Here is a 13024-nt window from a genome sequence, read left to right as displayed (position 1 = left end):
GAGCTTAATGAATTTGCCTTTCGCATCCGAGCCGCTATGAATAAAGTGCAGCGCAATATGAATACGAGAATGCAGCAGCAGTTTCAATCCGGCATCACCCGGGAGCAGATGTATTTGCTTAAAATCATTGCCGATGAACAGCCGTGCAAAATTACGGAATTGGCCAAACGTTTCGGTTTGAATCCGAGCACGATCTCTACGATGGTGAACCGGATGGAGAAAGAAGGCTTCATTTCCCGGGAATACGGCAATAACGACCGCCGCAATGTCTTTGTCTCCATTACACCGCACGGGCAAGACGTGTTAAAACAAAATTTGCAGCATTATAGCGGTATGCTTAAACATTACTTATCCCATTTGGAGCGCAGTGAAGTGGAAGCTTTTGTGCAAACGATCGAAAAGATCGCTTCTATCGACGATAAATAGCGCCCCTAAACGAGTGTTATAACCAATTTATGGTAAATTTGACGTCCGCTTCGGAAATTTAGTAGGCTAGTTGTATAAGCGGAAGGAGGCTGGACGTTGAATTATTTTACTATTTTTGCATCAAGAAACGATATGGACGATATCGATGGCTTCATCATGGAGCTGTTCGCCAAAGGCCACACGATCAAGAAAAATGGCAACGATTATACGGTTCAAACGAACTCGCTGTTCAACAAACGGAAGATGACGATTCGGGTTTCGCATGAAAGTACGAATCCCGCTTATTTCGAAACGAATATTCCGGGAATGATCGGGTTTTACGACCGGATTCCTTTTGCCGACGAGAACCGGAAGGAGCTTGTGCTGACGCAAATCTCCGTATTGAACGCGCTGATTGCGGTAGAGGCGGAGAAAGCTCTTGGCGACGAACAGCTGCGGCAGTGCATGGCGCTGCTATCAGCCGTCGGGGGAATCGGCTTTATGCAGGACGGGACGCTGCTTGACGATGACGGACAAGTCATCGTGTATCCCGATGGAGCATCGGGCCCGGCAAACTTCCGTCCCAGGGCATGCACCGGCAAAGTGATGGGGCCGGAGAGGCCATCCGAGGAAGGCGAGCGCAGAAAGCGGGCGTCCATCGATTATATCCACGGCCGCGGTATCCCGTATCTGGATTCGCTGCCGCCGCTCCCGCCCCTAGCGGAATGCCAGTGGAAGTCGCAAGAGGAGATTGCGAGAAGAGCGGTTGCTCTCTTGATCGTGATTCAATACGCTTGCGATGCGGCCCAGGGCGGCGATCTCGCCGAATCGAGGGACTTCGTGCTGAGCACGCTGCGCAAATTCGGCGTGGAGGACGAGCTGACCGGGAACGAGCGCCATCTGCTGGAAGCGGAAGAACCGTCGCCGCAAGAGGCCGTCAATATCGCTTGGCAGTACGAAGCGTACTGGCCGCTCATCTGGGCGCTTCGGCTAACGGATACGCTGGATTTCCCGGATCGTACTTGCGACTGCAATTATGCGATTGAGGTCGTCTCCAAATGCGATTCGTTCGGGGAATTTTACCGGAGTACGGCGCTGCGCAGCCGAGAAGAAATTCTGAACGAGGCCGACAAAATTTACCGTCTGCATTGGGCGTGCGTCAACAGCCGGATTCACGGGCAAGAGGCTCCGGCAGGCATGAACGAGAGCGTCGTTATGGAGCGGCGCAGGGGATTGTTCTGGATGGCCGGCTGCGACCGCGAGGACTGGGATCATATCCCGATGGATACATAGATATGCATAAGGACCGTCCGGGGGCGAACCCGAGCGGTCCTTTTCAAGTGCGCCCGGCTATTCGCTCAAGGCGGCGGCAGCCAGTTCGGAGTAGATCGTATTGCCGTTGCGCAAGTCGTACTTCTCCGCTGCCGAAGTCGCCTGCCGGCCCAGATGCCGGGCCAATGCTTCCAGATCCATCTCCCCGTGTTCCGCCAGGAACGAAGCCGGAAGACGGGGCTGATACTTCAAGCCGTCTGCGGCGACTCTGTGCAGCAGCTTCGACGAATACAGACGGAACAGCATCGTCTGATAAGGGTCCTCATGCTGCTGCGTCAACGCGACATGCTGCTCGAACAATTCGATGCCTTTCTTCGGGTTCGTCACGGCCAAATAGTCGATATGTCTGGCGATCGCTTCGATAAAGTCCCGTTTTCCTTTGATCAGCCGATATCCGCGGGTATGCGCCTTGGCCGCTTCTTCCGCGGACCGCGCACGGTGCAGCGGCAGCAGCAGATGCGCTAGCGTAATGTGAGGAACCTCGGCGCAGCGCATCGAGCCCGCCAATATAGGCTTGGCGGCCTCCAGGGCCTTCAGATCGTCCCCCGCGGCCGCGTAATATTGGACGATTTGATTTTGCTCGCAGGCGTCGCAGTCGCTCATATAGTCCCGCCGAGCTTGCCGAAACCGTTCCATGAACGTCTCGGCTTCCTGCATATTGCCCAAATCCATGGCCAGCCGGAAGCGGTAATACAGGTAAGTACGCGAGCTGTATCCATGCGCCTCGTACCGCTTGCCCAAGTCTTCGACCAGCGCTGCGATCTGCTGGAGCGGAATGTCCGGGAAGTGCGCAATCTCCCCGACAATCCATTTGTACGACCATAGCAGATCGTAGCTGTCGAATAATTCGGGATGCCGGTCGTATTGTCCGAGCTGCCAGGAGAAGGCGACAACGGCCTTGAGCGGGAAGCCGTTAAATATCGCGGTTCTTACAATATCGCTCCTTGTATCGTAAGCCAGTTCGAGCTCTCCTTCGGCGTCGGCGATCCGCACGGCCGCCTCCAGCACTTCCAGCTTCGCCGCGCCGTCGGGAAGCGTCCCGGCTTCCTGAAGCAGCGCTTGTAAATCCTGGTTCATACGGAAGTCCCCCCATTCTCGGCCGTAGCCTCAAGTCCCCAATCGATAAAACGGATAATGCCGCGGTTCATCGCCGACAGCTCCTGCCGGGTCATCGGATAGTGTCCCATCATGAGAGCGTTCGTGTACAGCACTTCCGCCGCGGCCGGGAGCATCTGCGGATGAGCTGCCGAAAATATGCGCTCGATCATCGGGTTGTCGAGGTTGAAATAGAGCGTGGAATACGCCGCTTCGTTCAGACTCGCTCCCAAATTGCCGAGAACGGAAGCGAGCAGATCGGGACTCGATTCCTTGGCCTTCTCGATCGACCGCAGAGCGGACGATTCCTTGGATAACGTATAGAGCGCGGGCAGCTCGGCCGGCTTGAACCGCTTCAGCTGAATTTGGCATTTGAAGCTTTGCAGGGCTGCATCGGCCATGCGGATCGCTTCATAATACCGGTTCTTTTCTTCCAAGGTCAGGTCCGTAAACGCGAGAGACACATCCTCCGGAACGAGACGTTCCAGCTGCAGCTCCGGCTTCAAATAGGCCAGATGCTCCAGCAACTCGGCATTATAGATGTAGCCTCCGTTTAAGACGAGCTGCGACTGAGCCGCCGCAACATGGGCGATCTGCCGGTATTCGTCGACGGAGAGGGTATAGTAAAGCTTCTTTCCCTCGTCCAGCAGCTCTCCCAGCGCGCGTTCGCCGTAAGTGCTCTCAAAGGGAAGCCAGCGGTAAATGACGGAGAGAAACTCCGTATCCTCGGCAGCCAGCGCCTTCATGGACAGCACATGCAGTCCGATCATATGCTGCAGCCGATCCGGCTCGTATTCCCCCATCCTCATCAGCTCTTCCCGAATCGCCTGCCCCAGCTCGCTTCTGACTTCCTGAAGCCGCTCGTCCTCGTAGAAATGTTCCCGCGAGGCGGTCGGCTGCAGCTCGTCGGTCCATACGAGGCATTTGACGAAGAAAGCCCATTCCGGCAAAATATTCTCCGCTTGATCCGAAACGAGCATTTGCTTCAAATAGACTCGATGCGTCCGTCTGGCGTTCAGATTGACGCTGCGCGGCAGGATGTAGGCGATCCCGCCGGTCCGCCCGTTTGCCGTACGCAGCGGAATGAAGTCATGGAACCGCTCGCCGAGCAGCCGCTGACCGAAGGCGAGAACCTCCTGGCGGCTTCCGCGGGCCAGCTCCGGTTCCTCGATCCAGATCGGACGGGAGGCATTCACCGTCTCCTGGAGCCCGCTTGCCCGGAGAATCACCGGGTAAGGCAGCAGCGCTCCGTAGTAAAAGAGCAGCTCTTTGACCGTTTCCGGCTCGAAATACGATTCACAGCCGGGTTTGCAGCGCAAATAGATGCGTGTCCCCGTAGACAGGCGGGTTTCCAGCTTGCGGATCGTGTACGTGCCGTCAGGCTTGCCGCGCCATTCCATCGAAGGGCCGCCTTGAGCCGATTGCGTCAGCACGACAATTTCTTCGCTGACCATAAAGCAGGACAGCAGGCCGATGCCGAAGCGCCCGATAAAAGACGTCTCGCTAGCCAGGAAATCTTCTCCGACCTTGGAAGAATGGCCGATCATGGCCAGGAAACGGTGAATATCCTCCTCGGTCAAACCGATGCCGTTATCGTCGACCGTCATCGTCAGATTGGAGCCGCTGCCGGCGATGTCTACCGTTACTTGCCCCCGGCTCGCGGGCTCCAGTTTGTTTCTTGCTGTAATGGCGTCCGTAGCGTTCTGCAGCAGCTCGCGCAAATATACTTTCGGACTGCTGTACAGATGGTTGGATAAAATATTGATCATGCCGCTTAAGTTGACTTGAAACCGGTACTCATTTTGTTCGCTCATCGGACACACTCCTTTTCATCTATTGCTCTAAAAGGGTGGTGAAAAAGTCCGCTGCGGCGTCCATTTGATCCTCCAATCGCTGTTGAAATCGGATTCTTTGGATTGTTTTTTCGTTTTTATGTGGAGAGAATCCGTTTTCAAAGGCGACCGCTTACGCTTTTCCAGATTCAAATGGCCCCTCCGCTCTTTTTTCACCAGGCTTCTAAAAGCAGAGGCATTTTCTACGGCAGCGGTATAAGGAAGAGTATACCAGATTAGGAGGGGACCGCCCGTAGCCCGATCGTCCCATTTTGTCGCATCGCCTTCGGAACGCGGATACGGCGAAATGTGTCATTGCCGTCCATCCCGTTTTTCGGCATAATGGTATTGTCTGGAAACCAAACGGGATGGAGGCCAAAATAAGATGGAGCAAATTCGCAGCTGCCTGGAGCTGTTGGCGGGGATGAGGCTGATCGATTTATCGCACACGCTGGAGGAGGAAATGCCGGTATATCCGACGCATTCCCGTTATTTCCACACCAAGTGGGATTCCTTCGACACGGGAAGTCCGGCATTGGTCGGACAGCTGTTGATCAACGAGCATTGCGGAACGCATGTGGACGCTACGGGCCATTTTTTGCAAGAGGGGCATCCGGAGCACCGGTATATGGCGGAGACGCCGCTTTCGAATTGCATGGGACGGGCCGTAACGCTCGATTTTGCCCATTATACGGATCAGGACCTGGTATCTATCGATGAATTGCGCGAATGGGAGCAAGCGAACGGACCTATCGAGCCAGGGGATATCGTGCTGTTTCGGTTCGGCTGGGACCGTCATTATGCGCCGCGCAACGTCGACCGCTCCTACACGGCCAGTTGGCCCGGAATCAGCGGGGAAGCTGCGGAGTATTTGGTTTCCCGGAAAATTAAGGCGGTCGGCTGCGATACGCTGGCGATTGACGGCTCCGGCAGCTCGGGCAATCCGGCGCATTATTCGCTGCTTGGCAGCGGCATTAACATCTTCGAGAACCTGAAGGGGCTCGACCGGACGCTCGGAGAGTCGTTCTTCATCGGCCTGCCGCTGAAAATCAAAGGAGGCTCGGGATCTCCGGTCCGGGCGGTAGCTTTTGTTCCGGGCAGGCAAGTGAGATGAAGCATAGAACCGAGATCGCATTCCTCGTTTGTATTTTGCTTTTCATCGCTGCGCTTTTTTCGCCTTGGGTGACGGAGAGCTTCGCATACGGCAGAATCGTTCAATCGTTTAAATCGAAAATCGTATTTGTATCCTTTTTAGGGACGGTTCATTCATGCGCGGCTTGTAAAATAAATTGATTCAAAACACTGGGGTTGTGAGCAAAAAAAGGACCTTAAGCCCGTTTTGTCGGAGACAAACGGGGGCTTAAGGTCCTTTGGCTTGCTGTACGAGAAGTTTAATTCTGCACCGGCCGCGGAAATTGAACGATGCGGTATTCGAAGGCGCCGACGTCCAGCTTGCCGGCCGGCACATCCGCCTGCGTCAGCGGGTCGAACCCTTGCCGGGGCAGAGTAACGGAGCCTCCTTGGCCGTCCATGTTCACGATGACCCACAGCTCGTGACGATCCGTATATCTCGGCGCTACGATCGTGCCTTGGGTGACGTCCGTCCGCAGCGTCACTCCGGCATCGGCTGCGTAGCGGTCGATCAGCGCCTTCAGCAGCGCGTCTCCTTCGTCTCCCGCCGGAAGCGAGCCGAGCATGACGATTTTGCCGCGTCCGAGCGGCCGCTCGGTAATGAACGCCTTGCCGGGAGCGAGTCCCTGCTCGAGAATCCCGACCGCCGCAGCTTCCTTAGGCTCGAATACAGCGCTCCATAGGCTGAGCGGAGCGGACAGGCCGAACGCGCGGCCGATCGTTCCGGTGCCTTCCATCGGATACGTGTACAGCGTTTCTACGCCGGCCAGCGTCTCCAGTTCCTTGCCGAGCGCGGCGTCGGTATGGACGGTGTGATGCTCCGTTCTGCCGCCGCTCAGCGGTCCGACGATCCAGACGCCGCCCTGCTCTGCGAAGGCGCGGGCGCGCTGCACATAGTCCGGCGACAAATAATGAATGAACGGCGTCATCAGCAGCTTGTACCCCGACAGATCGGCTCCTTCTGGGATCAGATCGCGGTGAATGCCCATCGATAAGATCCGTTCGTAGAACGAAGTGACCAAAGCGCGGTGGTTCAGCTTGCGGTGAGGCTCGGTTTTGAGAAACGCTTTGGCCCGGTCGGAATAGGTTACGGCCACTTCGGCTTGAGCCGGACGGGACGACACGATGATCGGTTCGATGCGCTTGCGCGCTTCCTCTACCTCAAGGACGCTTTGGTAGCCGATCGTCGGCTTGCCCCAAGCGCTGATGACCGAGCCGTGCGGCTGCTCGCAGCCGGCCCGCTGCTGGCGCCACAGCCAATAGCAGAACGCCTCCGCGCCGAGGGCGTAGGCGGCGACCGCTTCGGAGCGCAAGTAGCCGTTCGGATGCGGCATGGCGTAGCTCTCCAGCGAAGCGCTGAACGACGTGCTTGTTTCCATGATCCAGAAATCTTTGCCCCGCTTGAAGTTGCGGAATAAGTCGCAATTAATCAAATAGCCGGGCGTGTTGTCAAAGTTCGCATACGTGTCGAACGAAGCGAAGTCCAGATGCTGGAACAAGCGTTCATTGTCCACATGAAAGGCGACGCTGCTGTTATGCGTGATCGGCGCCTTTGAATATTTGCGGATGATCGCGGCCTGCTCGTCCGCAAATTCGGCGATTTTTTCCATCGAGAACAATTGATACATCGTCTTGAGCGAAGAGTTGTGCAGAAACGGCGCCGGTCCCGGCTGCGGGACTTGCTCGAAGCTGTGGTAATACTCGCTCCAAATATCCGTGCCCCAAGCTTCGTTTAACTGCTCGATCGTACCGTAGCGCCGCTCCAGCCATTCCTGCCACAAGCTCTTGCAGGTCGCGCACATGCACTCGGCTACATGCGCTTTAAATTCGTTGTCGATCTGCCAGCCGATGACGCCCGGCAAAGCGCCGACGGCGCGGGCGATATGCTCGGTGATGATAGCCGCTCTCGCGCGGAAATAACCGTTATTGGTGCAGGCGTGCTGCCGCGATCCGTGACCCATCGCCGTCCCGTTCTCATCCACATACATCCGCTCCGGATGGCCGTGCGTCAGCCAAATCGGCGGTGTCGGCGTCGGCGTGCACATGACCGTTTCAATCCCGTTGTCGTAGAGACGTTGAATGACGTCCACGAAAAACGACATGTCGATGCGTCCTTCTTCCGGCTCCATCCGCGACCAGGCAAATTCACCGATGCGCGCAACGTTAATGCCCGCTTCCTTCATGTATTGAATATCCTGCTCAATAATCTCCTCGCTCCATAGCTCGGGATAAAACGCCGCCCCATGGTACAATCTTTTGCTCATATTCATCTCTCCAGACTGCCGTTTTGTCATATACATCCCATCTTATTAAAATGCCCCTTTCGGTTCAATTGCAATTTTTTGATAGGGCCGCTGCTGTGATTGCAACATTTTTGACGGGCTTGCACTTTCTTGCAGCAAGGCCGCCGTTATGCGGGCTGAGCCTCGAATTTCAGCGTTACACCGGATATGCCGAAATTAGGTTTACCCCCTGCAAAGGGCGAATGGTTAAATACAGATGATAGTCTGCTATGCCAAAGAGCGGTACAATTTCTATAGACGAATACAAGGTAAACGGATTTCCGGGGAGGATGATCTTTTGCCGCAAAATAAGCTCTTCATCATTTGCCTGACTCTCAGTCTTATCTTCGTGTGTGGACTCGCAGTCGTGGAGATATGGTCGGAAGCAAATGCATCATGGAAGACACTAGGGTTGCTGCTGTTATGCTGTATGGTTTCTTTTATCATCGGCCGGCTGCACCCGCGGCAAAGACGAACTTCCGCCGACGCAAGCAAGCATCCGCCGTCCAGCATCCCCCATCCATCGGCCGACCCGTCCTGCGAGTGGAATGCCCTTAAGCGGCGGCTTGAAGCCGAGCTTAACGGACAAAGGGCGGAGCTCCGTCACTATTATGCGCAAGAGCTGCTCTTAAGAGGGCTGCCGTCCGGGCAGCGCGCATTCGGGTCTATCGGCATTCCGGCTGAGGCCGAATGGTTTGCCGTCATGATCATTGAGCCGGAGCTGGCTCTGCAAACGCGCTTCGCGGAGCAGGACCGCGGGTTGATGATGTTCGCCATTCGCAATATGCTGGATGAGCTGATTCCGTCCGGCTCGCGGCTGCCGGCCGTCTCGAACGATCAGCAGCTGGCGCTGCTGGTCTTCGCTATCGGACCATCGCAGGAAGCGTTCAAGAACACGCTGAGCTCCTGGATACGGGAAGTTCAGAGCGCTTTGTTCCGCTATCTCTCCCTTCAGGTCAGCATTGGAGTCAGCCGAACGTTCAAGGAGCTGTCCAAGAGCTCTGCAGCTTATCAGGAAAGCGTCGAAGCGCTCAAATTCCGTATTTGGACGAAGGAGACGTCGGTATTTCTCTGCGAGGACCTGGATGCCGCAGTTCCGAATTCGGCGGCGCTCTATCCCGAACGGCTGGAGCGGGAATGGATTGAAGCGGTGAAGCAGGGGGAGCGGCTGCATGCAAATTTGCTTCTGCGGGAGCTGGTCGGCGAGTTGTTCGGCTCGGCGGGCAATCCCCGGATGCTGGAATTATGGCTTGTCAGGCTGCTCTTGACGCTTCTGGACCATATGCGCCAATGGGGAATGAGCGCCAAGCTATGGTCAAGCTATCCTGCATCTTACATTCGGCAGGTGCTGGCGCTGCGAACCGCGGACGAGGCGGAACGCTGGTTCCGGCAAGTCTGGATGGAACCATGTCTAACTACAATCGAGGAAAACATGAAATCATATAAAAGGAACCTGCTTGATCAAATCGTCACGATGATCAGGGAAGAATACGATACCGATTTATCGCTGGAATCGGTTGCCGGTCGTCTTCATTACAATCCCAATTATTTAAGCGGTTTGTTCAATAAAGAAATGCATATTACATTTAGCGAATATTTGTCCAAGCATCGCCATGATATGGCTTGCCAATGGCTGATCGAGACGCATCTGCCGGTCAAGGAGATCGCCTGCAAGCTCCAGTACAAAAATTCGCAAAACTTTATCCGCTCTTTCCGCAGAAGCCAAGGTATGACCCCGGGGGAATACCGGATGAAATATGGCCGGAAACGGCTTCTGGAAGAGGCGGTCGGTCTGGAGAACTGAAGGAAGCGGGCCGCGACCGTTCTTGTAAGGCATTTTCAATTGCATCCGAATGAACACGAAAGACGTTTTCGGAACCGATGTTCCGGGGGCGTTTTTTTATTGTTTAGTAAATGATGCGCAGCAAATTCCTGTGGAAATCCGGGGTCTCCCCCGAAAGGAAAGTCTACCCATAGAACGATCCCAGAAGAAGGGTTAGACGCCGATCCAGCTTAGGCTGGATGCGGACGGAATAAGCTTCGGAGCATCACGTCACTACCCTGGAAATTACTCTTGGTACCCCATTTCCATTGTCTGTGGTGCCGCGTAGCGGCATGGATGGCTTTTGGGGGATTGGTTCTTTGCCCCGGATCATTGCCATGGCCGGCACAATCATTGAAACGGAAAATGCCTGTCAGAACAGCGACTGCGGCTACGAAGTTAAATTCGGACTATGGATTGTAATTGCATTCTGCTCCAAGATACAAGTAGATTGCCGGGGCGGACGAAGCGTCCGTCGCTTGCCTGCTGCTCCAGGTATCGTATTTACACCAATATCCCATTGCAGTACAATATTTGAATACTGTATAATGAACCGGTGTTACCCGGGCTGGGAAAAACGGCAGGCTTTCATCCTACTTTTGGCCTAATCGTCCTCGGGATTTAAGCGTTTTCAATCATCGTGCCCGGACAATTCCCGTGCAGGTCCGCCATCAAATTAGACAGGAGGAAAACGCCGAATGCCCAAATATTTATTTCGTTTGCTCAGCTTCAGCTTCATTCTCGCGGCGGTTCCTGTTAGCTTGATCGGTATCATCTCGTATATCATCGCCTCGGGCGATATTGAAGATAAAGTGAAAGAAGGCAACATGCAGGTGCTGCTGCAAACGCAAATGCGCGTGGAGCAAGCGCTAAAGACGCTTGAGCTGACCTCGCTGCAGTTCGTCAACTCGCCCACCGTAACCTCCTCTTTGAATGAAGAGCTCGGGTATGACGATTTTTCCAAGCTGAGGGACTTATCCAAAGGCTTGTATAATCTGCAAACGTTCACGAGCGTCAGAGAAGCGTATTTCGTCAATTTAAATAAAGATTGGATGGTCAGCTTCTCCATATTCCGTAAATTCAGCACATATCCGGGTCATGAGCAATTTGCTTCGTATGCGAAATATCCTAACAGTCTGTTCTGGATTACGAAAAGCCCTAAAACGGACGAAGCCGCGAAAAAGCCGGATAACGCCAAGATACCGGACGAAGCGGCCGAGACCGACGACGGCAGCGGCGGGGAGACAAGCTCTTCGAGCCCTCCGGCGCTCCGCATGGTGTACAAGATTCCCGTCATTCCAATGACGAGCCAGCCTAAGGGGCTGCTAATCGTTGAAATATTGAACAGCCAAGTGAAAGCGCTGCTTTCCAACAATAAGAAACTGGGCGATGTAAGCGTGCTCGACAGCGAAGGACAGAACTTTTTGCTTGACGATAGCGAGACCGACTCGAACGCGGAAATTCACGCCCTGGTCGCGGAGAAAGTGCGCGAAACCGGCGAAGACTCCGGATTTTTTAACGCTTACGTTCACGACGAGGAGCTCGGCGTAACCTACCGTTCTTCGTCGTATAACGGATGGATCTATGTGTCCGTCGTTTCGATCGAGGACATTACGAAGCAGTCGAAGAAAATCGCTTGGGTGACGTTCATCGCCTGCATCGTCATTTTCATTCTCGTCGCCCTGGTCGCTTTTTACGGCAGCCGTCGGATGTATTCCCCGATCAAGAGATTGTTCGAATTTACGAAGGATATCCAGGTAGAGGGCCAGGAGCATAAGGATGAATTCGATTCGATCGAGCAGCGTTTCCGCACCTTGTTCAGCACGGAGCAGCAGCTTCAGCAGCAAGTGAAGGGGCAGTTTACGCAGCTGAAGGAATTTTTCGTACTCAAGCTGTTCACGGGACAGTTATCGGACGGCGATCTGGCTTACCGTTCGCAAATGTTCGGTTTTCCGACGGAATGGAATCGGCTCGGCGTCATTACGGTGCAGATCGATACGCTGCAGGAGGGCAAATACCGCGATCATGACAAGGAGCTGCTGCTGTTTGCCATCAACAATATGGTCGGCGAGCTCATTGCGCAGCAGGAACGGTTCAGCCCGATTTTGCTGGAGCAATCCCAGGTTACGCTGCTCATCTGCAATCTGGAGGACGATGCGGCTTGCAAGGAATACTTTTTCCGGACGGCGGAGATGATCAGAGAGAAAATCCGCGAGTATTTGCACTTGCCGATCAGCATTGGGATCAGCCGTCCCTTTGACCGGGCAACGGAAGCCAGCCGGGCCTACGGCGAGTGTCTGGAAGCGTTGAAGTGCAGAATAAGCCTCGGCAATGAAATCATCATCCACTACGACGATATCGACGCCGGCAAGAAAGATATGGAAATGACGGTGTACACCCAACTGAAGCTGCTGGAGGATCAGCTTATCAACGCAGTCAAGTTGGGAGATACAGAACGCGTGGACGGCGTGTTCGACAAATATATCGGGGTTATCGTGGAGAAAGGCATTCATTTCAACGAATATCCCGTTCTCATGATGCAGCTTATCTCCAAAGCGTTTCAACTTGTGCAGGAGCAAGGGGGAGCGGTGAAGAAAGTGCTCGGAGACAAGGCGACGATCGACCATTTCATCAAACTGAGCACGCTGGAGGAAATTGTAAAATGGTTCAAGGTCGAGCTGTTCGAGCCGATCATCGGCTTCCTGAACACGCAGGCCGAGTCGCAATACGTCAATATCGCCAATCAGATGGTGAAGCTCGTCCACGAGCGGTTCGATCAAGAAATCTCGCTGGAGGCATGCGCGACCATACTGAGCTTCCATCCGGTTTATTTGAGCCGGGTGTTCAAGAAGGAGATGGGTATCAATTTCAGCGAATACCTCGCCGAATACAGGATGAATATGGCGAAAACTTGGCTGGAGACGACCAATCTGAAAATTTCCGAAATTGCCGAGAAGCTCAACTATACGAATACGACGGCGTTTATCCGCACGTTCCGTAAAATCGTCGGCATGACCCCGGGGCAGTACCGGGACCAGTACAATAAGAAATAAACGCTGATAAGGCTCGAACCGTTCGCTGTTCGGGTCTTTTGGCGCAGAATGATCCTCAAGCGAACGTCAGGT

General features: G+C 54.5%; 8 protein-coding genes. 5 read left to right on the top strand and 3 right to left on the bottom strand.

The window, feature by feature from the left end; all coding sequences use genetic code 11:
• Positions 1-36 precede the first annotated feature (36 nt).
• Together SK3146_RS12975 and SK3146_RS12970 are read left to right on the top strand one after the other, a co-directional pair.
• Positions 37-426, top strand: coding sequence for a MarR family winged helix-turn-helix transcriptional regulator (locus SK3146_RS12975; RefSeq protein ID WP_249865435.1), 390 nt, complete (start codon positions 37-39; stop codon positions 424-426).
• Positions 427-522: 96 nt separating this feature from the next.
• Positions 523-1698: a DUF4272 domain-containing protein gene (locus SK3146_RS12970; RefSeq protein ID WP_249865434.1), complete on the top strand. Its 1176-nt coding sequence runs from the start codon at positions 523-525 to the stop codon at positions 1696-1698.
• Between the two features lie 57 nt (positions 1699-1755).
• Here the strand turns inward: SK3146_RS12970 and SK3146_RS12965 are convergent, their stop codons facing one another.
• Entirely contained in the window at positions 1756-2814 is a 1059-nt protein-coding gene (locus SK3146_RS12965) for a hypothetical protein (protein WP_249865433.1), read from the bottom strand.
• Complete coding sequence (locus tag SK3146_RS12960) at positions 2811-4646, bottom strand: HSP90 family protein (protein ID WP_249865432.1); 1836 nt, start codon at positions 4644-4646, stop codon at positions 2811-2813. The genes SK3146_RS12965 and SK3146_RS12960 overlap by 4 nt, the downstream gene beginning before the upstream one ends.
• Positions 4647-5049: 403 nt before the next feature.
• Here SK3146_RS12960 and SK3146_RS12955 point away from each other — a divergent pair, with 403 nt between their 5' ends.
• Complete coding sequence (locus tag SK3146_RS12955) at positions 5050-5778, top strand: cyclase family protein (RefSeq protein WP_249865431.1); 729 nt, start codon at positions 5050-5052, stop codon at positions 5776-5778.
• 277 nt (positions 5779-6055) lie between these two features.
• On the opposite strand, the gene SK3146_RS12950 is transcribed toward SK3146_RS12955, so the two are convergent.
• Positions 6056-8059, bottom strand: a complete 2004-nt coding sequence (locus SK3146_RS12950) for a beta-galactosidase (RefSeq protein WP_249865430.1) — start codon at positions 8057-8059, stop codon at positions 6056-6058.
• A 448-nt stretch (positions 8060-8507) separates the two neighbouring features.
• Here SK3146_RS12950 and SK3146_RS12945 point away from each other — a divergent pair, with 448 nt between their 5' ends.
• On the top strand, positions 8508-9881 hold the full coding sequence (locus SK3146_RS12945; protein WP_249865429.1) for a helix-turn-helix domain-containing protein: 1374 nt from the start codon (positions 8508-8510) through the stop codon (positions 9879-9881).
• Positions 9882-10597: 716 nt separating this feature from the next.
• Positions 10598-12952, top strand: coding sequence for a helix-turn-helix domain-containing protein (locus SK3146_RS12940; RefSeq protein ID WP_249865428.1), 2355 nt, complete (start codon positions 10598-10600; stop codon positions 12950-12952).
• Positions 12953-13024: the final 72 nt, after the last annotated feature.

The sequence above is a fragment of the Paenibacillus konkukensis genome, assembly GCF_023523925.1.
Lineage (GTDB): Bacteria > Bacillota > Bacilli > Paenibacillales > NBRC-103111 > Paenibacillus_S > Paenibacillus_S doosanensis.
This window is presented reverse-complemented; position numbering and strand designations above follow the sequence as displayed.